Origin of the sequence: Gilliamella sp. Pra-s60 (assembly GCF_009795755.1) — a bacterium.
Lineage (GTDB): Bacteria > Pseudomonadota > Gammaproteobacteria > Enterobacterales > Orbaceae > Gilliamella.
This window is the reverse complement of record NZ_WTFA01000006.1, coordinates 89,871-111,349: the sequence shown is the minus strand read 5'-3', so window position 1 is coordinate 111,349 and position 21,479 is coordinate 89,871. Positions and strand designations below refer to the sequence as shown.

Annotated in this window: 21 protein-coding genes; 6 read left to right on the top strand and 15 right to left on the bottom strand. The window is 35.8% G+C overall.

Translation table 11 applies throughout. From position 1 onward, the window contains the following. Positions 1-398: 398 nt before the first annotated feature. Both GQ596_RS06295 and GQ596_RS06290 read right to left on the bottom strand, forming a co-directional pair. Entirely contained in the window at positions 399-701 is a 303-nt protein-coding gene (locus GQ596_RS06295) for a hypothetical protein (protein ID WP_160400828.1), read from the bottom strand. Between the two features lie 80 nt (positions 702-781). Further along, complete coding sequence (locus GQ596_RS06290) at positions 782-2,623, bottom strand: SLC13 family permease (protein ID WP_370516488.1); 1,842 nt, start codon at positions 2,621-2,623, stop codon at positions 782-784. 283 nt (positions 2,624-2,906) lie between these two features. On the opposite strand from GQ596_RS06290, the gene GQ596_RS06285 reads away from it, so the two are divergent. Then, positions 2,907-4,628 carry a thiamine pyrophosphate-dependent enzyme gene (locus GQ596_RS06285; protein ID WP_160400827.1) on the top strand — a complete coding sequence of 574 codons (1,722 nt, stop codon included), beginning with the start codon at positions 2,907-2,909 and terminating at the stop codon, positions 4,626-4,628. Between the two features lie 102 nt (positions 4,629-4,730). Here GQ596_RS06285 and edd read toward each other — a convergent pair whose 3' ends face one another. The 10 genes from edd to agaR all read right to left on the bottom strand — a co-directional run bounded on the left by edd (position 4,731) and on the right by agaR (position 14,590). Continuing rightward, the gene (gene edd / locus GQ596_RS06280; RefSeq protein ID WP_160400836.1) at positions 4,731-6,536 is read right to left on the bottom strand and encodes a phosphogluconate dehydratase; all 1,806 of its coding nucleotides are present in this window, start codon (positions 6,534-6,536) and stop codon (positions 4,731-4,733) included. A 43-nt stretch (positions 6,537-6,579) separates the two neighbouring features. Then, positions 6,580-7,110 (bottom strand): gluconokinase, GntK/IdnK-type, encoded by a 531-nt coding sequence (locus GQ596_RS06275; protein WP_160400826.1) that lies wholly within the window; start codon positions 7,108-7,110, stop codon positions 6,580-6,582. A gap of 273 nt (positions 7,111-7,383) precedes the next feature. Then, positions 7,384-8,643, bottom strand: a complete 1,260-nt coding sequence (gene agp, locus GQ596_RS06270; RefSeq protein ID WP_160400825.1) for a bifunctional glucose-1-phosphatase/inositol phosphatase — start codon at positions 8,641-8,643, stop codon at positions 7,384-7,386. A gap of 128 nt (positions 8,644-8,771) precedes the next feature. Then, positions 8,772-9,938: an N-acetylglucosamine-6-phosphate deacetylase gene (gene nagA, locus GQ596_RS06265; RefSeq protein ID WP_160400824.1), complete on the bottom strand. Its 1,167-nt coding sequence runs from the start codon at positions 9,936-9,938 to the stop codon at positions 8,772-8,774. After that, positions 9,928-10,365, bottom strand: a complete 438-nt coding sequence (agaF, locus tag GQ596_RS06260; RefSeq protein ID WP_160400823.1) for a PTS galactosamine/N-acetylgalactosamine transporter subunit IIA — start codon at positions 10,363-10,365, stop codon at positions 9,928-9,930. The genes nagA and agaF overlap by 11 nt, the downstream gene beginning before the upstream one ends. Positions 10,366-10,374: 9 nt before the next feature. After that, entirely contained in the window at positions 10,375-11,271 is an 897-nt protein-coding gene (locus GQ596_RS06255) for a PTS system mannose/fructose/sorbose family transporter subunit IID (protein ID WP_160400822.1), read from the bottom strand. Further along, positions 11,261-12,037 carry a PTS N-acetylgalactosamine transporter subunit IIC gene (gene agaW, locus GQ596_RS06250; protein ID WP_160400821.1) on the bottom strand — a complete coding sequence of 259 codons (777 nt, stop codon included), beginning with the start codon at positions 12,035-12,037 and terminating at the stop codon, positions 11,261-11,263. The genes GQ596_RS06255 and agaW overlap by 11 nt, the downstream gene beginning before the upstream one ends. 15 nt (positions 12,038-12,052) lie before the next feature. After that, positions 12,053-12,541, bottom strand: coding sequence for a PTS N-acetylgalactosamine transporter subunit IIB (gene agaV, locus GQ596_RS06245; protein ID WP_160400820.1), 489 nt, complete (start codon positions 12,539-12,541; stop codon positions 12,053-12,055). 56 nt (positions 12,542-12,597) lie between these two features. Further along, positions 12,598-13,758, bottom strand: coding sequence for an SIS domain-containing protein (locus GQ596_RS06240; RefSeq protein WP_160400819.1), 1,161 nt, complete (start codon positions 13,756-13,758; stop codon positions 12,598-12,600). 49 nt (positions 13,759-13,807) lie between these two features. Then, entirely contained in the window at positions 13,808-14,590 is a 783-nt protein-coding gene (gene agaR / locus GQ596_RS06235; RefSeq protein WP_160400818.1) for a transcriptional repressor AgaR, read from the bottom strand. 271 nt (positions 14,591-14,861) lie between these two features. On the opposite strand from agaR, the gene GQ596_RS06230 reads away from it, so the two are divergent. Next, positions 14,862-15,014 (top strand): hypothetical protein, encoded by a 153-nt coding sequence (locus tag GQ596_RS06230; RefSeq protein ID WP_160400817.1) that lies wholly within the window; start codon positions 14,862-14,864, stop codon positions 15,012-15,014. Between the two features lie 316 nt (positions 15,015-15,330). On the opposite strand, the gene GQ596_RS06225 is transcribed toward GQ596_RS06230, so the two are convergent. From GQ596_RS06225 to GQ596_RS06215, 3 genes are all read right to left on the bottom strand, one after another. Further along, entirely contained in the window at positions 15,331-16,488 is a 1,158-nt protein-coding gene (locus GQ596_RS06225; RefSeq protein ID WP_202113759.1) for an ABC transporter permease, read from the bottom strand. Beyond that, complete coding sequence (locus GQ596_RS06220) at positions 16,485-17,618, bottom strand: HlyD family secretion protein (RefSeq protein WP_202113758.1); 1,134 nt, start codon at positions 17,616-17,618, stop codon at positions 16,485-16,487. The genes GQ596_RS06225 and GQ596_RS06220 overlap by 4 nt, the downstream gene beginning before the upstream one ends. 74 nt (positions 17,619-17,692) lie before the next feature. Further along, positions 17,693-18,190 carry a MarR family winged helix-turn-helix transcriptional regulator gene (locus GQ596_RS06215; protein ID WP_160400816.1) on the bottom strand — a complete coding sequence of 166 codons (498 nt, stop codon included), beginning with the start codon at positions 18,188-18,190 and terminating at the stop codon, positions 17,693-17,695. Positions 18,191-18,559: 369 nt separating this feature from the next. Between GQ596_RS06215 and rplU the strand changes: the two genes are divergently transcribed. From rplU to cgtA, 4 genes are all read left to right on the top strand, one after another. Continuing rightward, positions 18,560-18,868, top strand: coding sequence for a 50S ribosomal protein L21 (rplU, locus tag GQ596_RS06210; RefSeq protein WP_065636425.1), 309 nt, complete (start codon positions 18,560-18,562; stop codon positions 18,866-18,868). Positions 18,869-18,883: 15 nt separating this feature from the next. Then, positions 18,884-19,144: a 50S ribosomal protein L27 gene (rpmA, locus tag GQ596_RS06205; RefSeq protein ID WP_025314437.1), complete on the top strand. Its 261-nt coding sequence runs from the start codon at positions 18,884-18,886 to the stop codon at positions 19,142-19,144. Positions 19,145-19,228: 84 nt separating this feature from the next. Next, positions 19,229-20,194 (top strand): DMT family transporter, encoded by a 966-nt coding sequence (locus tag GQ596_RS06200; RefSeq protein ID WP_160400815.1) that lies wholly within the window; start codon positions 19,229-19,231, stop codon positions 20,192-20,194. After that, complete coding sequence (gene cgtA / locus GQ596_RS06195) at positions 20,194-21,360, top strand: Obg family GTPase CgtA (RefSeq protein WP_160400814.1); 1,167 nt, start codon at positions 20,194-20,196, stop codon at positions 21,358-21,360. Before GQ596_RS06200 ends, cgtA begins: the two co-directional genes overlap by 1 nt. The last annotated feature ends 119 nt before the right edge of the window (positions 21,361-21,479 follow it).

The following is a 21,479-nucleotide window of genomic DNA, read 5'->3' as shown; positions in this document are numbered from 1 at the left end:
GTATTGATTTTATTGAAGTTTTTATTTAACTCTTTTCAAACAAAATCAACCACTTGCATAACTAGCGTTAAATACCAACAACTAATAAACCACAAAACCAATAAAAGTACACTCAGGATAACAGCATTTAACGGCAAAAAATCAGTCAGGAAAGGTACTGATTTTATTAAAGTTTTTATAAGGCGTTTTTATCAAACAAAAACAACCTCTAAAAAACACTCAAGGTTATGCTGTCTGTCTTGTTACGGTGTCAGAATGTGCCGACAACAGAGCGAGGTTAGCACGCCAAACAGGACGTTTGGCGTCGGGATGTTTTGTTTTCTGAAACAAACTATAGTTTATAAATCAATCACAATAGCGATATTGCCATCATTATAGCTTAAATTGGTACGTGAACCTTATAAAGGTAGATTACGCCTAATCATACATTCTTTATAAGCTTCAAAAACTTTTTGTTTCAATTTCATACCATACATATAAAGAATACCGTAGCACAAAAATGTCAAAAAAACATTGTCTTTGTATCTTTTTGACATATTGTAGCGTTGTATTAATATTTCATCACTTATTTTATCTAATTTTACTTGCTTTATAATTACGATACATTGAATTTGAAGAAATAAGCCTACGAAAGTCATCAATCCGATAATGAATGCAGCAAAAACTGCAAGTCCCATAATATTTTGTAGAAAATTCATCATTCTTTAATCTTCCTATTTCTCAATTTAATAAAATATGTTTGTCTATTAGTATTATTTTTAATCATTACCATCGTTAGGCTTTAAAACGGGAAAAACACCGGCACTAAAGCAATATCCACCGCCATTACTAAAAACGTTAACGGTACGCCAACTTTGACAAAATCCCCAAAGCTATATCCACCTGGTGCTACAACCATAGTTTTAATTGGCGATGATACAGGCGTGATAAATGATGCCGATGTGGCAATCGCTACTGTCATGGCAAAAGGATGGGGTGAATAACCAAATTTTAATGCTAAATCAATGGCGATAGGCGCAATTAATATTGCGGTTGCGGTGTTGGATATAAATAATCCGATAGTTGAGCAGAGCAAGAAAATAAATGTTAGCACCATGTATGGACCAAAAGCGCGTAAATGGACTTCAAGCCAAGCTGATATGAGCGAAATCCCCCCCGTTTTGTTGAGCGCTAATGCAAATGGCATCATGCCAATAATTAATATTAAGGTTGGCCAGTGTATTGATTTATAGGCATTGGTCATATCAATGCAACGTGTTGCTCCCATCAGTAAACAAGCAATTAAGGCCGCAACAACGTTTGGCACAATGCCTGTTACCATTAAAGTTATCATGATTGCTAAGTTGATTAATGCCGCTGGTGCTTGGGTGCTTGCGGGGGCTATGTCGTCGATATCTGCTGGGTAGTCTAATACGACAAAATCGTTGGTGCGTGTTTGTAATTTTTGAATCGATCCCCAGTCACCGCAGACTAATAATGTGTCGCTCATTTCTAAGCGTTCTTGGAATAAGTTGTTGGTTTCAACAGGTGCGTGGTTACGCCAAATTCCGATAACGGTTAGAAAGTATTTGCCTCTAAAATCAATTTCGTTGAGGGTTTTGCCACAGAGTGTTGATTCAGGAAGTAGGGCTACTTCGGCCATGCCGACTTGTTTTACTTGTTCTGAAAAATATTCACCACGCAATATTTTGGGTTCTAGGTTGTTGGTGGTTAAGAAAGTGCGGTAATCGGCTTCAGAATGCGACATGTCCAATAGTAATATGTCATTTTCACGAAATTCGGTTGATCCATTAACGGGAATTAATACTTTGTGGAATTTACGCCAGCGTTCAATACCAATAACATTGACACCGTGTTCACTACGTAAGTGCAAAGCATCGATAGTGCGTCCAATAAACGGTGAGCCAGTTAATATTTGAGCACGGTGGGCACGACCAATTAGTTTGTAATCGCGGATAAGATCGGTAATTTTGCGTCTTTGTGGTTGTGTGTTGTTTGGCGTGATTTGTTCCGCAGTAAGTAGCCAATTGCGTGTTAATAAGCAATAAATAACGCCGACAACTAAGACCCCAATGCCAATTGGTGTGATCGAAAAGAAGCTAAATTCAGTTAATGATGAGCGATTTAATTCGCTATTAACCACAAGATTAGGGGCTGTGGCGACTAATGTCATCATGCCGCTAATTAGGGCTGCAATACAAAGTGGCATCATGAGTTTTTTGACATGAATACCCGTGTGATTTGCGATGCTAATGGCAACTGGAATAAAGATAGCTACGACACCAGTTGAGCTCATTATTGAGCCCAGTAAAGCAGCTCCGAGCATGATGCAGGTGATGATGCGTATGTCGTTTTTGCCAGCTATTTTTAATATGTATTCGCTCATTTTGTATGATATGCCTGTTCTAACTAGACTTTCACCAATAACAAATAGCAAGGCAATTAATATGATGTTGGGGTCACTAAATCCGGATAATGCTTCGGTGGGGGTTAGTACGCCTGTGATGGTGATTGCTGTGATTGTGAGTAAGGCGATAATATCCATTCTTAATTTACTGAACGAAAACAGTAAAATTGCGATTAATAACAATAAGCAAACGGTAATAAGTGGATAGTATTCAATAAAGTAATTTGGTAAAAATTGAGTAATTGATGATATTAAATCATGTTCAGATGACAAATGTTCCACAGAAAGTAGCTCTATGATGCCGATTAGATTTTTAACATAATACCTTGATTTGTTACAGTAGGGAATATTTTCAAAAAAGTTTATGTGACAAAATTTGCTCTGTTATTACATTTTTTAATATTTTTGCTGTTTTTTTTATAATCTATTTTAATTATAAACAAGTAGGTGTAATTTAAGCAGACTAAATTATTTAACTGGTAATTTTTTAGGAGAAAGTATGTCATCAAAAAAAACTGTTGCACAAATTATCGTTGATGTTTTGTCTGAAGCAGGTGTTAAACATTGTTATGGCATTGTCGGTGATACGTTGAACTATATTACATCCTCCATTAAGAAAAGTAATATCGAATGGGTGCATGTTCGTCATGAAGAGGTCGGTGCTTTTGCTGCAGGTGCGGAAGCTTATTTAACTGATCAAATTACGGCTTGTGCTGGTTCGTGTGGACCAGGAAGTTTGCATTTTATTAATGGTATTTATGAAGCCCACCGTAATAAAGTGCCGGTTATTTTATTGGCTAGCCAATTAGTCACTTCACAACAAGGTACCGATTTTCCGCAAGAAGTGGATTTTCAATCTATTTATAAAAACTGTTCTGTGTTTTGTCAGGAGATTAACGATCCTACTCAAGCTAGACAAATAACGACAGCAGCTATTCAGGCAGCAATTAATCAACGAGGTGTAGCGGTTTTAGTGATTCCTTATAATGTTAGTTTAGTTAAGGTTGAAGATAACAGTGGACATAAGATTTATCATCCTAAACCAGTCATTCTTCCTTCAAATGATGAACTTAATCAAATCGCGGAAATTTTAAACAAAAACCAAAAAGTTGCTATTTTTGCAGGACAAGGTGCTTGTGAGGCTCATGATGAGTTGGTTAGTTTTGCAAAAAAATTAAAAGCCCCTATTGTGCATACCTCAAGAGGTAAAGATTTTATTGAATATAATAATCCTTATAACGTGGGTATGACAGGTATGTTTGGCGTTGAGTCAGGAACAACAGCCATTAAAGAGTGCGATGTGTTGTTTATGTTAGGTGCTGATTTTGCATGGTCACAGTTTTATCCTGATAAAGCAACTATTATTCAAGTTGATATTGATGCTACGCATCTTGGACGTCGCCATCCTGTTGGTGTCGGTGTTGTTGGTAGCAGTAAGCCAACGTTGGCGGCTTTAATTCCTTTAATTGATGAAAAGCAAGATACTGCATTTTTAGATCAATGTCGTGAGTTGTATGCTAAAGCAATGAATAAGTTGAATAAGAAAGCAATTCCTTCTCAATCAATGATTCACCCGCAATATTTAACTGAACTTGTTGATAAATATGCAACAGAAGATGCTGTGCTTTGTGCCGATGTTGGTTCTGCGATGGTTTGGGCTTGTAGGCATTTTAATACTAATGGTAAAAGACGTACAGTTATTAGTCTAAAACATGGCACAATGGCAAATGCAATGCCACAAGCGTTGGGTGTGCAAAAGGCATTTCCTAATCGGCAAGTTATTACGTTATCGGGTGATGGTGGTATTAGTATGTTGTTGGGTGATTTATTAACCACTATTCAAGAGAATTTGCCAATTAAAGTTATCGTACTTAATAATAGTTCTCTCAATTTTGTTGAGTTGGAGCAAAAGTCGGAAGGTTTGGTTGATCACTATACCGATTTGCAAAACCCTAATTTTGCAAAAGTCGCCGAATCCATGGGGTTATTTGCGATAAGGGTTGATAGCTCTGATTTACTTGAATCGGCTATGCAATCATTTTTATCACACCCTGGGCCTGCATTGTTAGATGTGAAAACCAGTTCTAATGAGCTTGTTATGCCGCCAGCAATTCAGGCATCACAAGTTATGGGAATGGCACTTTACAGTGTAAAAGCATCATTGCATGGAAAAATGGGGGATGTAGTGAATTTGTTGGTGGATAATTTTATTAAAAAATAAGTTACTGATTTTGGGGCGCTTGTATTGTCGAAGGTAGTTTGTAGTATATGCGCCTGAGTCTATTTTTAAGGTTCTGCCGCAATGTGCGGCAGATTTTTTGTCTTAAAAGCTTACTGCGCCTTCTTCGGCTGAGGTTAAATTTTCACGAATAACCGTGAAAAGTTCACGGCCATAGCCATGATGTGAGTCAGCTAAGTTAAATTTTTCAGGTTCACGTTTAGCTAGTTCAGCTTCATCAACAAGTAATGTTATTTCGCCAGTTTGACCGTTAACACGAATCATGTCGCCTTCTTGGACTTTGCTTAATAAGCCTCCGTCATAAGCTTCTGGTGTGACATGAATAGCAGCAGGAACTTTGCCTGAAGCGCCTGATAATCGACCATCAGTTAATAATGCGACTTTATAGCCTTTATCTTGTAGTACGCCTAGTGGGGTTATTAGTTTGTGCAATTCAGGCATGCCAATTGCTTTCGGTCCTTGATAGCGTACAACGACAACACAATCTTTATCTAATTTTCCTGCTTTATAGTCAGCATCTAAATCATATTGGCTATTAAAAACAACGGCAGGGGCTTCGATAATTTGATGTTCAGGTTCGATAGCCGATGTTTTCATTACTGCTCGTCCTAGGTTGCCTGACATAACTTTTAATCCACCATGTGAGTTAAATGGTTTTTTAATCGAGGCGATGACGTTTTCGTCTAATGATTTGGTTGGACCTTCACGGTAAACTAATTTGCCATTTTCTAAAATTGGTTCTTTGGTGTAACGGCTAAGACCATGGCCTGCAACGGTTTCAACATCTTCATGTAATAAGCCACCAGCAAGTAATTCTCGAACCAGTAGAGATGTTCCCCCTGCTGCTTGAAAATAGTTTATATCAGCAGGACCATTTGGATAGATTCGGCAAAGTAGTGGTACAACGGTTGAAAGATCTGAAATATCATCCCAATTAATAATAATTCCAGCGGCTTTTGCCATTGCTACAATATGCATGGTTAAATTGGTTGATCCACCTGTTGCCAGTAGTGCAACTAAGCCATTGACGATGACCTTTTCGTCTACCATTTTACCCACAGGCATGTAATTACCGGATTGTTTTGTTAGGCGTGTAATTTGTTTGGCCGCCGCATTAGTTAATTCAAAACGCAATGCGGTTTCTGGGTGAACAAAGGCTGCACCAGGTAAATGTAATCCCATTAATTCAATGACCATTTGATTACTATTGGCGGTGCCATAAAAAGTACAAGTTCCGCTAGTGTGATATGACGCAGATTCTGATTCTAGCAGATCTTCACGAGACGCCTTGCCTTCAGAATAAAGTTGGCGAATACGTACTTTTTCTTTATTTGATAAGCCTGATGGCATTGGTCCTGCTGGTATAAAAATAGCCGGTAAGTGTCCAAATGTTAATGCACCTACAAATAAACCCGGTACGATTTTGTCACAAATGCCAAGGTATAGTGCGCCGTCAAACATGTTATGCGAAAGACCAACAGCCACAGACATGGCAATGATGTCTCGGCTCATTAATGATAGCTCCATTCCCGGCTCACCTTGGGTAACGCCATCACACATTGCAGGTACTCCACCCGCCATTTGCCCAACAGCCCCGACTTCGTGCAGGACTTTGCGGATTTGTTCGGGGTAAAATTCGTAAGGTTTGTGAGCTGAAAGCATGTCGTTGTAAGAATTGATGATACCAATATTGCTTTTTAAAATATTTTTTAGGTCATTTTTATCATCAATACAACAGGCCGCAAAACCATGGGCTAAATTACTGCAAGGTAAGCTTGCTCGGGTTACTTTATTGAGCATTGCGCGTTCTATTTTTTGTAAATAAGCTTCACGCGTTGCTTTTGAACGCTCGATAATACGTTTCGTTACAGCTTGAATAGTAGGATTCACATTAACCTCGACATTTATTTTGTTATTCTTTGTTCTATTGATATTATTTACAGAGACATATGGAACGGATGACTTGTTCTGTGTCATTGACAACGTTGATTAATGGCTGTGCAATATTTATTTTGTAGACATCCTTTTCATCACTAGTTGGTTCTTCAAGAGTATCAAATTGCGATTGAAGCATGCCGGTTTTTTGGTAATGGCCTTGACGCTTAGCTAAACGTTCAGCAATGACATCGTAATCGCCTTTTAGATAGATAAAATGAACGTTTTCATTTTCACCACGGATAATATCTCGATAGCATTTTTTTAATGCTGAGCAGATAATAATTGATACGTCATTGACATTACTCATGGCAAAAGCGGCATTACTGATTAAATGGAGCCAAGGCATACGATCTTCATCATTTAATGGCGTGCCACTGCGCATTTTTAGAATATTAGACTTAGGATGTAAAAAATCGCCATCTAAAAAAGCGGCATCTAAATTATAAGCGACTTGTTTGGCTACTGCTGATTTACCACAACCAGACACACCCATTAATACAAAAACTTGTTTACTTTTTTTAGTCATTGTTGTTCCTTAAGTCTATCTTGCTTGTTACGGGTAACATTTTGCCATGTTAATTTCTTTTTGCAATTTAAAAAAGTTCTTTTTGTGATCTGGATCTGGTTTTACTTTTATTTTGTAATTAGATAAGAAGTTAACGATTGTGATTTTAGTGCTTCGATAAATATTATTTTTTTGAGTTTGATTTAATTAATAAAAAACTATTTATGTGGGGAATATTCATAGTAAGCACTGAAATTACGATTAAGTACGGCTTACTATGAATAGAATTATTTTTTATTTAGTGATTTCTCCCATTACCTGTTTAAACGTTGAAAAAGAACAAAATCCCATCGCATTAGTTGGGCATTTAGTCATTGTTAATGTAACTTTTTGCGGTGGGTTATGACGATTTAATGGAGATAAATTGCGAATTTGTTCAGTTGATTGATAAAAATATTCAATTTTCATTAAATGCTCGCCACTACGGTTATCACGCCATTTTTGGAATACAACTTTACCTCCGATCGGCGTTGTTTCAAATTGGTTAGGTAAGTTATAAGATTGAATTTGCATCGCTGAAAATAATGAAGCTACATTAGAGTCGTGACCCACTAAAAAAGTAAATTTAGTTGTTTCTTCTTTATCATTAAAGGTCTGATTAATATAGTTAACTAAATTTGCGGCAACATGTTTTGCAACAACTGGTGAACCAAATAATACCGTATTATAACGTTCCTTAATTTCAACCAATTGTTTAAATTGTTGTTCGTCTTTTATGTTACCCCATGCAATATCTTTTAATGGTGAACCTTCATAATATTGTAGAATAAATGCATCGGCAATTGAGGTTCCTATACGTAATGGTCCAGTTATGCCGGGCTCTTTGCCTTTTTCAATAATTACCTGTGTATCTGAAGCGCTAAAATCACATTTTTTGTCAGTTAAACAGTTTACTGATTTTGGATAATTTATTACGTTTGACATATCTTTATATGTCTGGTTAAGCTTTTTATTTAATCCAATAACGCCATCTTTGTCTGCGGTTTTGTTGATTGAAGTAATTGCTGCTTGTTTAAAATCGGGACTATCATTGCGAATAACAGGGAAAAATATGGGGTCCATGGTGCCTAATTTTTCTTTATGAGTTATAGGAACTAAACAACCAGGAAATGCACCAACCGTAAAATATTGTCCTGTTGCAATTGTTCTTTGTAGGCTATTGGTATAAATGTAGACATCTTTTTCGCTTGGACAGTTATCGGTAGTTAATAATTTATTGTCAGCTAGCCATTCACTGAAATAGTGACCAAAATAGCTTTCTAGTGTGCCGCCTCGTGTTGTTAAATAACTAGCTGGCGTATCCCACTGTGGCCATTGATTCGGTGTGACTTTACCAAGCGTACTTGTTGGGCTAGCTAGTGGGGCTCTTAAACCGTGACGACTAAAAACAACAACTTGTTCTAACGTGTAATCATCGTGATTATCGACTGCATATGTTGAAAATGATAGAATACACGCTAAGCCTAACATCCCTTTTAGTACTGTTTTTTTCATATATTTCTCCTTTATATTTCTTAAAAAATAAATTTATTTCTCTGTAATATGTTTATTTTCATTTTTGTATAGTGACTGTCTATTGAGGGTAATTTATTATTATCATCTGATTCTGTTTGATAAAGTTATTATTCATTAGACAGATACTGTTTTTTGAATTCCATTGATTGATAAACCACATTTCCATTAACTATAGTGGCAATAATATGATTTTGTTTATTTAATAGTACTAAATTAGCGCGCTTATTTGGTGCGATACTACCTAATTCGTTATCGATACCTAATGCTTTAGCAGGATAGTAGCTACCATGTAACCATGCTTGTTCAAAATCAATATGAGCAAATTTAGCAAAATTATTGACTGCACGATCAAGTGTTAAAGTGCTTCCTGCTAGTCCTCCATCATCTGTACGAACAATGTTATCTTGCATATGCACTAATAACTTTCCTAACTGGTAATCGCCATTTTGCATTCCTGTCGCTCGCATGGCGTCTGTGATTAACAATAAATTTTTACCACAGCATTGATGAGCAATTTTAATTGCTGCTGGATGTACATGATGGCCATCCACTATGATTTCTGTTTGACAATTATCTATAGTTAGTGCAGCACCAACTATGCCAGGATTACGATGATGTAATCCCGACATACCATTATAACAATGCACGATACCACTAGCTCCGGCTAAAAGTGCGTCTTTGGTTGTTTGGTAATCAGCATTGGAATGCCCAAGCATAACTCGGATGTTTTTAGTGCGTAACCATTTGATTATAGTTAGTGATTCAGGGTATTCTGGTGCTAAAGCGATACATTTTAATGTACCTTCGGCCAACGTTAACCATTTTTTTATTAGTTGGTAGTCAGGTGCATGTAATAGTTCTTTTGAGTGAGCACCTTTATGAATGGCATTAAAAAAAGGTCCTTCTAAGTATGAACCTAATAGAGTAGCACCAGCTAAACCTTGTTTCATACTGTTTTTTACTTGTTGTAATGCAGATTCAATTTTTTCATGACTTTCTGTGACAGTGGTCGCTAGAAAAGCTCCTACACCATGCTGCGCTAAAAAACAACTGATTGTGTTTAAAGATTTATGAGTAGCATCCATAGTATCAGCACCCATAGCACCATGAATATGAGTATCTATAAGTGCAGGTAATACATTGATATCATTTGAACATGGTTTATCACTTGTATTAATATCGATAATTCGATCACCATTAATACTAATAATGGCATTATCTAACCAGCCAACAGGTGTTAACACCCGTTTAGCGTGGATTTTTTTAAATTCCATTTAAACACTCCTGATTAGTTGTTGATTTTTTTTGTTGTTCATGCCATAAACTATTGACACTATGTTTGGCATTTTCAATTATTTTTAAGCGAATGTTTTCTATATCTGATTCATTACGCTGCAGTAGGACTTCAAGTAAAAGTGGCATATTAATGCCACTAATTACTTCAATGCGATTAAGTTGAAGACTTAATGTTGCAGCTAATCGAAATGGTGAACCACCAATAATGTCTGTCAAAAAAATCACCCCATCACCTTTATCACACTGCTTTAATGATGAACTTAATTGTTGTTCTAGTCGCTCACTACTCATTCCATCAGGAAAATCAACTGCACAAAATTGGGTTTGTTCGCCGATGATTTGTGTTGCTGCTTGATAAAGTCCAGTAGCAAAACTACCATGACCTGTTAATATTATACCTATCATAATTAACCTTTATAAAAATCCAACTAATTTACCTACAATGCCTATTACAACAGTTAAACCAATTAATTTAACTGGTGAAAAATTGCGCTTCATTAAGGCATAAATAATTAATGTAAATCCTAACGGTAATAAATTAGGCATCAGTTTATCAAGTACATCAGTTTGAAGTGCAATGTGTGTCTGACCAGCATTTATTTCTAATGGTGTTGACAGGCGTACATATGAAGCAACTAAAGCGCCAATTACCGTCATACCGACAATTGATGCAGCGTGTGAAATACGCTTAGTATGTGTTTTTAACAAAGGTAAAGCACTTGTTCCTGCTCGATAACCGTAATGGGCAAGCCCAAAACGCAATCCAAAGTGCACTAAATTAAACATTAACAAAAAAATAATGGGACCAAAAAAACTACCTTCTAGCGCTAATGAAGCGCCAATTCCTGCACAAATGGGAAGTAGCGTTAACCAAAATAGTGCATCGCCAATACCTCCTAAAGGTCCCATTAAAGCAACTTTAACAGCTCGAATTGTTGAAATATTCTCTTTTCCTTTTTCCATTGCAAGCGATAAACCAGATAAAAAGGTAGCATCAAAGGGATGGACGTTAATAAATTCCATATGCATATGCATTGAGTTTTTTAAATCCTCTTTATTTTTATGAATTTTGCGTAATGCTGGCAAAATCGTGAATAGCCAACCACCAGCTTGCATACGTTCATAGTTAAATGAAGCTTGCAGTGCAAGAGAGCGAAATGCCATTCGGTTAATATCACCTACGGTCAAAGTGACATCCTGACTTTGGTCACAATAAGTATCAGTTAATACTTTACTTGTGGCTAGAGCTTGTTCCATGCGTTTTTCAGCTTTTTTTGTCATTTTGTTTTCATTATCATTGTTAAATTCCATCTTCCACCTCTGCTACTTTTATAGGTTGTTCATTATTACTGTTATCACGGCTATAATTAAAAAAATCAATCATCGCAATGGCTAATGCACCTAATGCAATGGCTAAAATTGGTAATTTAAGGAATGTTGCGCCAACAAAACCTAAAATAAAATAAGCAATATAATTTTTTTTAATCATAATTTTCATTAGCATAGCAAAACCAATAGCTGGCATCATGCCTCCTGCAACGCTAAGACCATCAAGTAACCACTGCGGTGATTTTTTAACAAGTGTTGTTGCTGCATCTGCACCAAAATAGATAGGTAAAAATGCAACAACAAAGTAGAAGAAAAATAAAACAATCATCCCGATATAGTTAACCCATTCAATGCCTTTAAAATTAAGTTGATCAATATAGCAATCACACTTGTGCATCATTGGAGAATAGATAGTAAACAAAATAGTAATACAGCCTTGTACAGCAATAGCAAATGGTACTGCAATACCGATTGCAACTTTAGGATCTGCATGAGTTAAAATTGCAAAAGTTGTACCAATTACTCCACCAATAACAACATTTGGAGGTTGAGCTCCCGCTAATGGCACCATTCCCATCCATACCAATTCTAACGAACCGCCAACATATAAACCTGTGGTGACATCACCTAAAATTAAACCAACTAAAGGTCCAATGACAACGGGTCTGTGTAAGTGAGTCAGCCCATCAAAGAGGTCTACACCAGCAATACCTGCTAGTAACCCAATTAATAATGCATCCATTAACATTATAGTTTCTCCTTGTTAAGATAAATTAAGTAAATTTTCTATATTTTCACCTGCTTCGTCAGGTACCCGGCGAATTTCGCAGGTTACACCTAACTGATTAAGTTCTTTAAATGCTATAATGTCATCATCATCAACTGATACGGTTTTGTGTATTTGTTTTTTGCCTTCTGAAAAGTGCATATTGCCTATATTAACAAATTTAATTGGTACACCACCTTTTACTAAGGTCAATACATCCTGTGGTGTTTTACATACGATAAATATTTTTTGACGTTCAGCAGCCTTATCAATAATGTCGATGGTTTTTTGTAAGGTAAAGTAACGAGTTTGAATACCTTCAGAGATAACCATATCCATTAAGTTTTGTTGTACAGGATCTTGTGCTGCACTATTATTGGCTACTAGTAGTAAATTAGCCCCAAGTGCATTAACCCAAGTTACACCAACTTGTCCATGGACTAAACGGTTGTCAATACGAGTCATAAGAATATTTGGAGTGCCCATATTTATTTGCTCCTTTTGTTTGTTTTATCAAATTTAAATAGCTATAAGTTTAAGCTTTATGTCAACGGGTAAATAGTGACACCTTTTACTACTCTATTAACTTCACCTGTCGGACAAGGATTGTCAGGAGTTAATTCGCAACTTAGTGATTTTTCAAAAGCAAGCATTTGAGCAAAAACAAGATATGGGAAGATAAGCCAACAATCAGGAAGGTGACAATCAATAGATAAAACATGTTCATTTTTTGTGTTTTGGCCACTTAATGCCAGCACGTCAGTGGCAATATGATCATTGTTTAATTCATTAAATAAATCATTATCATATTTATGTACATAAAGATCATTAGAAAAAAAACAGACAACTAGGCTTTTAGAATTAATCATAAATTTGGGGCCATGGCGAAGACCTAATATTGAATCAAATCGACTAGCTATTTTTCCTGCAGTTAATTCTAAAATTTTTAATGCTGATTCTTGTGCTAATCCCATAAAACAGCCACTGCCAACATAAATGACTCGTTCATATGATTTACTCGCCAATTGTTTAGTTAGTATCTGCCAACTTGACAATTTTTGCTTGCAGATATTAGTAATTTTTGTAATGGCATTTTGTGCTTCATTAGGTTCAATATTTCCTAAAAGTAATAATGTTGCAAGCATCATGCTACTAATACTCGATGTCATAGCAAAGCCTAAATCATGTGATCCTTTAGGCATAACTAATTGAAAAATACGTTTTGAATTATTCTTTTTATTGGCATAATCGGTTAATGCGCATGTAGGGTTACAAGTTAAAAATAGATGATAGCAGTTACTCACTAACTGATCGGCAAGTTTAACTGCTGCAATACTTTCAGGACTATTACCTGAACGAGCAAATGACACCACTAATGTTTTTTTCTGGGGTGATAAATATTGCAAAGGATTTGTAACAATTTCAGTTGTGCCGTAAGCGTAAACATTGCGATGAGTTTTCTCTCTTAGCCAAGGAGCAAGAGCTACACCGCCAAAAGCAGATGATCCTGCTCCAGTTAAAATAATTTCTAAATCAGGATCTGCAAGTAAAGGATTTAAAAAATGTTGCAATTCTGGCTGTTTTTGCAAGATTATTTTAAATAAATCTTGCCAAATTTGTGGCTGTTGACAGATTTCTTTAGCGGTATGTAACGCAGAACGTTTTTCCAAAAAATCAACGGAATAATCTAAATATTTTTGCATGTTTTTTATCCTGTTTACTAAATAATCATATTGTTAAAAATAAATGTATCTATATGTCAGAGATCACGACATCGATACCCAATGTCTGTAGTTGTGTTAAGTAATCCTTAGGAATATTTGAATCTGTAATGATTGTTTTAATGTGATTGATTTTTTCTATGGTACAAAAACTTTTACGGCCAAATTTGGATGAATCAGTAATGGCAATAATGTGATCTGAAACTTGACACATTACCTTGTTAATTGCCGCTTCAGCAAAGTTAGGTGTAGTAATACCAACATTTAGATCAAAACCATCTACACCTAGAAAAAGTTTATTAAAATGGTACATCTTTAATTGTTGTTCAACATTTTCCCCTGAAATTGAATAAGAGTTTTTTCTAACATTGCCTCCAGCAATAATCACTTGGATATCAGTATTGGTTGACAAGTCATAAGCAATATTTAAGGCATTAGTAAGCACGATAAGATTTTGTTTGTTAATTAGATAAGGCACCATTGCTGCCGTTGTTGAACCTGAATCGAGAATAATGCGATCACCATCATTAACCATATCAGCGGCTTTTTGTGCAATTTTGTGTTTTATATCAGAATTGATGCGACTTTTATCAAGTAAAGGTTTATCAAGCGCAAAAGCTTTATTTATCATAGCGCCGCCATATGAACGCAATGCACATCCTTTTTTTTCTAAATATCGTAGATCATTGCGAATAGTTACGGTTGAGACGTTAAATAGCTTACTCAATTTGTTTACTGATACTGTATTTTCATTCTCAAGTAAATCAATGATCTTTTCTCTACGTTGTAGCGTATTGATTATTTCTTCATTCATAACATACCATTTGTTTTCTTTCGTTTGTTATTAGATTTAATCATATGAAAGAGAATGAAAAATGATAGGTAAGTCACAAAACTAATTTAATAAAAAGAAAACAAAAAATCCTTTATTTTTGAAATAAAACGAAAGAATATAGAAGTAGGGACCAACGTCTTTAAAAGGTAATATTGATGTTAATCATACAATTATTGAAATCACCAAAATTGATAAAAGAAAAATATTAATCAAGTTAAGAAACAGTATGGTTTCATTTAGTTGTGTGATTATGATCACAAATTTGAAACTATTGAGTTTAGTTAAAGCCAAAAAATTAATTGAAGATAAATTATGGAAACAAGCTAAACGTTATAACAAAACCTATCCTAGCAAAATACTATATATTGACACCAAACATCCATCTGGGTCATTTCATTTATAATACTCCAAAACCTCATGAGGTATTAAATAACATGACAACCATGAATATAACATATTAAAGTTGTTAACAAAGTAAAGTAAAAGGTTAAGCGATTTTCTGGACAACGCCTTATGGGTTTTTAAAGGATTATTTTGACCGTGAGGTGTAAACAACTCGGCGTTTTCCTATAAATCATTGTTGTGATACTCCAAAATAAAAACAAGTACCACTAATAAATTTCACCCTAGGTGAAAATTCACCAAAGGGTGTAAAAAGATGTGATGTTGTATCAAGTTTCTACTTAAATATAGGTATTACTTGAAATTTTTTGACAAAATTAGTTTTTTGCTGTCTTTTTTGTTCGTTCAACAAATATCATTACAACAAAAGCAATGACCGTTAAGTAGATAATGAAAGCGCCATAAGTCGCAAACATATCAATTAGTGATCGTCCTCGCATAGCAAAGTCTCGGAAGAAGCGAAATAACCAAACTAATGGGAAAGCATGGCTAACATAGTAAGTCCAAATTGGCATTATTCCTACAGCCATTGTTGATCCCCCCATAATAAATCCTGGCGGTACTAGAAAGATCATTTTGCTTGCTCCTTCGCCTGGGTTGTTGGTTTTCCAAGACAGTAAAAAACCTAACCAACCAAATGCTAGCCCTGTCATAAATACACTTGGCAAAAATGCAAAATAATTACCATCAAAGCGTAATTGTCCAAATATGACTAGTACGGCTGTAATTAGAGTTAATGCTGTTGTGTAAAATAGTGCATAAGGAACCGTTCTTGCTAATAAAGAAACAAATCCTCTTTCTATGGCGGTTTGCCACATGCCAGTGACTTTTAAGCGCCCAACTATCATTAATGAGGTTAGCCCATAAGTCAGTGATGAGAAAAAGTAAACGAAATAGATAATTGTCGATATGGTTGAGGAGCTTGCAGGGTTAAACATGTAGCGTGTTTTAAGCTGCATTGGTGATAAAGTTGCTTCGATACCATCATGACCAAGCCCTAATGCGGCGACTTTACCAACACTGAGCTCGGCGCCTAATTCAGGGATGTATTCATTTAAGCTTTGTAATACTTTGGCATTTTGTGCGTCATTAGTATCATCAGCAAAATAACCTAAGCGAACGGTTTTGTCGCCTTTTTTTAAGCTTTTTTCTAAACCTTTAGGAATATATAAAACACCTAAATTACGGTCGTGGGACACTAAAGTGATTGGGTTTACGGGTGCTCGGATCACTTCTGTTACTTCGATATAAGGCGATGTATTAACTTTGCTAATTAGTTCAGTCGAATAATGTGAACCGTCAAGATCAATAACTGCAATTTTTCCTTCAAAAACAGCACCGTGGCTTAATACAATTGAAAATATGAGCGAGACAATAGCCGCTAAGCCAATCGAGACTTTATAATAAGGAATAAAGTGACCTGACAGCATGGCGTCGAGTTCTTCAAGAATGGATTTAATGATGTTTTGCATCATTTTTCAACCTCAAGTGTCATGCCAGTTAATAGTTTTGGGATTGGTTCGATATAAATTCTGACTTGATAAGAGGTTAAATCAGCTTGTCCTCGTTCTCGTGTCATTCGTAAATCAGCAAAAGATGGTGCTGCTGTGGCAAAGCGAACTTTTCCTTTTACTTCTTTATTAAGCGCAATCACATTCGCTGTAATAGTTGTGTCTGGTTGGTAATCATTAACCATTTTTTCATTTACATAAATGTCAATATATTTGCGTTCGGTTTCTAATAATACGGCTGGTGCACCATTGGGTACCATTTCACCATCTTCAAACAGGAGTTTTAATACTTTGCCATCTTCAGGCGCTTTTAATGTTAACCGTTCGTTATTGAGTTGTAATTGTTTTAATTCGGCTTCGCCTTGTGCAAGTTGTGCTTGTATTTGAGCAAGTTGATTTTTGCGGTTTTCGAGTTTTTGCCGTGCAATAGTGATAGATTGTATTGTCATGCCTGTTGCATTTTTTGTTTGCCTAAATTGGCTAATTTGCTCAGGTGTTGCGCCAATCATTAAAGTCGATAGTTGACTTTCAATTTGTACAACTTGCATTTTTGCAACAGTAAAGGTGTGACGGGCGTTATCTAGTTGCGATTGAGAATTGCCACCTGCTTTGCGTAATTGTGTTTGGCGGTCAAATTCAATGTTAGCTAAATATTGAGCAGATTTTGCAGCCTCTAAATTGGCTTGCATTTCTTCAATCTTGCGCCAAGTTGATAATTCTGAAAGGTTAGTTTCATTCTCTGTAATTTTGATAGCAGTTTGTTCTTGATTAACGGCTGCTTTTTGACTATCAACAAGTGCTTGCATGCGATCGATAGCTAGCTTAGTATCAGTATCTTCTAACTGCATAAGTGGATCACCTTTTTTTACCATTTGTGATTCTTGCACAAATCGTTTGGTGACTTTTCCGCCGACATTTTGAAAGGCAATATTAATTTCATCAGCGGTTAATACTCCAGATTTGATGCTTTTAGCAACTGTTACGGCATCATTTCTTGAACCAAGGAAAATTAAGAATGATCCAAAAACTAAAAGGAGCAAAAAGATAAGTGGGATTTTGATGTTTTTTTTCATCTCTACATTTTTCATATTCATAGATAGCTTATTTTCCATTTATTTAGTCAGCTAATTATTTAAATAAAAAATAACCGTTAAGTCTTTTAAGATGGCTATTTTCGTAATAATTTTCGTAACATTAATATTAAGGATTCTTGTTCTTGCGAATCTAGTACCTGCGCAAAAGCGCGGATTGCTTTTAGGTGATTGGGTAATGCATCTTGAATTAGTCTTTCACCCGCATTTGTTAATGCGATTAGGCGTGAACGACCGTCATCATCATTTTTTGACATTGAAATTAATGGTTCAGATGCCGATAACATTCGTTTAACCATAACAGATACCGTAGCGGGTGTAACACCTATACGCAGTGCTAAATCGCTAGCGCAAGTTTCACCCTCTGAAAACAATGACATCAGTAAGGCAAACTTACCTTCAGACACACCATAATCTTTATCTAATTGTGCGTAGATATTAGCGCGAATTACATCAGCTGTTGTGATTAAACTTAATACCAGATCAACACCCGATACCTCAACAATATCATCGTTAAATCTTTGTGCTCGTGCTAAGGTTTCACGAGAAGGCAGTATTCTTGAATTATAATTCAATTGTCATTACTCAATTTAGTTAGTCGGCTAATTATATAAATTTAATAATACTTGGCAACTTTTTTTAGTTTTTTATGGATGTAATTTAGTAGGCGATTAATAATTGACATGGTGTAGTGAGTTTTTCTTTTTGGCATATTGATGTTCAGATTTCTATAATGAATGCTTGTGGAACAAATAATAATTTATGTTTTATTGTAACGTGAAAACAGTATGTATATGATCTTTTTTGTCACTTTTTGCGATCTTTTAGTAAACAGCACTTGCAACAAGGATAAATTTTGCGTAAAATTCACGCCCTATAAGATTAATCTCGCAGACATATATGTTTAATCAAGTAATCGTCTGCTTTTTATTGCGGAGTTAAGTATGTACGCAGTTTTCCAAAGTGGTGGTAAACAACACCGAGTTAGCGAAGGTCAAGTCGTTCGCTTGGAAAAAATTGAAGTCGAAACTGGTTCAGAAATCGTTTTCGATAAAGTTTTAATGGTAGCAAATGGTGAAGACATCAAGGTTGGTGCTCCGTTTGTTGAAGGTGCAACAGTTAAAGCAGAAATTGTTGAGCATGGTCGTGGCGATAAAGTGAAAATTGTTAAATTCCGTCGTCGTAAACACTATCGTAAACAACAAGGTCACCGTCAGTGGTTTACTGATGTGAAGATCACTGCAATCGCTTAATAGGAGTATCGAACAATGGCACATAAGAAGGCTGGTGGTTCATCACGTAATGGTCGTGATTCCCAGAGTAAACGTTTAGGTGTTAAACGTTATGGTTCTCAAGAAGTTCTTGCTGGTAATATTTTAGTTCGTCAACGTGGAACTCAATTTCACCCAGGTACTAATGTAGGTTGTGGTCGTGACCATACCTTATTTGCTTTAATTGATGGACAAGTAAAATTCGAAGTTAAAGGACCTAAAAACCGTCGTTATGTTAGCGTTATTGCTAATAGTTAATTAAAAACGGTTTAAAAGTTATGGAAGCCTCACAGTCATTGTGGGGCTTTTTTCATTTCTTAAATTTATATAATATTATTTATTATGATAAAACAGCAAAATGTTAAATTAGGTTTTGCGTTAGCCATGTTAACCGCAATTTTGTGGGGATTAGTACCGATTGCAATGAAATATGCATTAGTGGTTATTGATCCATTAACTTTGGCTTGGTCACGTTTGGCAATTTCCGCAGTTGGTATCACGATATGGCTAGCCTATAAAAAGCAGTTTCCTAATTTATTGATGTTTAAAAAACGTCGACGTTTTATCTTACTGATGATTGCCGGATTTGGTTTACTCGGCAATTTTGCGTTATTTGCAAATGCTGTCCAGTACCTTTCTGCAACAACTTCTCAAGTTGTTGGTCAAATGGGGATTGTTATATTTATGATTTCAAGCGCTTTTGTTTTTAAAGAGCGGTTGAGACCGACACAGATAATTGGTATTTCTGTATTGTTAATGGGTCTAGGACTATTTTTTAATAAAAATATTACTGTTCTTTTTGCTAATATGTCTACTTATGGCATTGGTGTTTGGCTTGCGTTACTTGCCTCAATTTCATGGGCTGCTTATGCATTGGCTCAAAAAGTGTTATTACGTAAATTAGCTGCAGAACAGCTACTTTGGTTAATTTATCTTATTTGTACTGTATTTTTATGGCCATTTGCATCGCCAACGAAAATAGCCAATGCCGATCCAACTCAATTGTTCGCCATTATTTTTTGTGGTTTAAATACCATTATTGCTTATGGTGCGTTAGTTATGGCAATGGAACGTTGGCAAGCTGCACAGGTTAGTGCTATTACAACACTAACACCGTTGTTTGCTTTAATTTTTTCAGATCTGTTTGCTGTGATTTGGCCAGAAAAGTTTGCCATGCAGTATTTAAATATTTTAGGTTATATTGGTGCAGTTTCTGTAGTTGCTGGTGCAATGTTTGCAACAATTGGGCATTATTTATGGCATCCAAGAAAAGGCTGGCTGATTAACCAGAAGAAAGAGGAAGAATAATGAAATTTGTAGATGAAGCTTCAATCCGGGTCGAAGCTGGTGATGGTGGTAATGGTTGTGTCGGTTTTCGTCGAGAAAAGTACATTCCAAAAGGTGGTCCTGACGGTGGTGATGGTGGTGATGGTGGTGATGTATTTTTTATCGCTGATGAAAATCTCAATACATTGGTTGATTTCCAGTTTGAAAAGAATTATCGAGCCGAACGTGGTCAAAATGGGCAAGGTTCAGATTGTACTGGTAAAAGAGGGAAAGATATTACCGTTAAGGTTCCTGTTGGAACAAGAATTACTGACAAATATACAGGTGAAATTATTGGCGATTTAACCCATCATCAGCAAAAAGTGTTAGTTGCGAAAGGTGGATTTCATGGACTTGGAAATGCACGATTTAAGTCATCGGTTAATCGAGCACCAAGACAAAAAACAGATGGTACACCGGGTGAAAAACGTGATGTTTTGTTAGAATTATTATTGCTTGCCGATGTTGGTATGTTAGGATTACCAAATGCTGGTAAATCAACTTTTATTCGTTCTGTATCAGCTGCAAAACCTAAAGTAGCAGACTACCCTTTTACGACGTTAGTACCGAGTTTAGGCGTTGTTAGAATGGATAATGAACAAAGTTTTGTGGTTGCTGATATTCCAGGATTAATCGAAGGAGCATCAGATGGTGCAGGGCTTGGTATTCGTTTTCTGAAACATCTGGAACGTTGTCGTGTTTTAGTTCATTTGATTGATATTGCTCCAATTGATGGATCAGACCCAATTGAAAATGCTAAAGTGATTATTCAAGAACTTCATCAATATAGTGAAAAACTAGCAAATAAACCACGCTGGTTAGTATTTAATAAAATGGATGTTTTAGGTGAAGAAGAAAGTGCTAAACGCGCTGTAGAAATTGCTAAAGCACTTGATTGGGATGACAAATATTATGTCATTTCAGCGTTTAATCATGAGGGGGTAAAACCGTTATGTTGGGACTTAATGGAATATATTAACGCACACCCTCGGGAAGAGGAACAAGAAGAATCATCACCTGAAAAAGTTGAATTTATGTGGGATGATTATCATCAACAAGCCATGGATGACGCTTTTGATGATGACGATGATTTTGATGATTGGGACGAAAGCGATGAAGAGGGTGTTGAGTTTATTTATCAAAAATAATCAGTAGCGGTAATGCTATTGTGGCATCTTTTCCTAATTCATGTTATCTCAAATAATTGATTGAATTTATTAAAAAAGCAGGGAGCCTTCCCTGCTTTTTTGTCATTTCTTATTTTTTA

Bases quoted from the DNA above. Each gene is read 5' to 3' on its own strand.
- GQ596_RS06230 (WP_160400817.1), top strand. From the start codon at position 14,862: ATGATCACAAATTTGAAACTATTGAGTTTAGTTAAAGCCAAAAAATTA.
- rpmA (WP_025314437.1), top strand. From the start codon at position 18,884: ATGGCACATAAGAAGGCTGGTGGTTCATCACGTAATGGTCGTGATTCC.
- agp (WP_160400825.1), bottom strand. From the start codon at position 8,643: ATGAAAAAAACAGTACTAAAAGGGATGTTAGGCTTAGCGTGTATTCTA.
- GQ596_RS06225 (WP_202113759.1), bottom strand. From the start codon at position 16,488: ATGATGCAAAACATCATTAAATCCATTCTTGAAGAACTCGACGCCATG.
- cgtA (WP_160400814.1), top strand. From the start codon at position 20,194: ATGAAATTTGTAGATGAAGCTTCAATCCGGGTCGAAGCTGGTGATGGT.
- rplU (WP_065636425.1), top strand. From the start codon at position 18,560: ATGTACGCAGTTTTCCAAAGTGGTGGTAAACAACACCGAGTTAGCGAA.
- GQ596_RS06220 (WP_202113758.1), bottom strand. From the start codon at position 17,618: ATGAATATGAAAAATGTAGAGATGAAAAAAAACATCAAAATCCCACTT.
- GQ596_RS06275 (WP_160400826.1), bottom strand. From the start codon at position 7,110: ATGACTAAAAAAAGTAAACAAGTTTTTGTATTAATGGGTGTGTCTGGT.
- GQ596_RS06240 (WP_160400819.1), bottom strand. From the start codon at position 13,758: ATGCAAAAATATTTAGATTATTCCGTTGATTTTTTGGAAAAACGTTCT.
- agaF (WP_160400823.1), bottom strand. From the start codon at position 10,365: ATGATAGGTATAATATTAACAGGTCATGGTAGTTTTGCTACTGGACTT.
- agaV (WP_160400820.1), bottom strand. From the start codon at position 12,541: ATGGGCACTCCAAATATTCTTATGACTCGTATTGACAACCGTTTAGTC.
- GQ596_RS06255 (WP_160400822.1), bottom strand. From the start codon at position 11,271: ATGGAATTTAACAATGATAATGAAAACAAAATGACAAAAAAAGCTGAA.
- nagA (WP_160400824.1), bottom strand. From the start codon at position 9,938: ATGGAATTTAAAAAAATCCACGCTAAACGGGTGTTAACACCTGTTGGC.
- GQ596_RS06285 (WP_160400827.1), top strand. From the start codon at position 2,907: ATGTCATCAAAAAAAACTGTTGCACAAATTATCGTTGATGTTTTGTCT.
- GQ596_RS06200 (WP_160400815.1), top strand. From the start codon at position 19,229: ATGATAAAACAGCAAAATGTTAAATTAGGTTTTGCGTTAGCCATGTTA.
- agaR (WP_160400818.1), bottom strand. From the start codon at position 14,590: ATGAATGAAGAAATAATCAATACGCTACAACGTAGAGAAAAGATCATT.
- agaW (WP_160400821.1), bottom strand. From the start codon at position 12,037: ATGTTAATGGATGCATTATTAATTGGGTTACTAGCAGGTATTGCTGGT.
- GQ596_RS06295 (WP_160400828.1), bottom strand. From the start codon at position 701: ATGATGAATTTTCTACAAAATATTATGGGACTTGCAGTTTTTGCTGCA.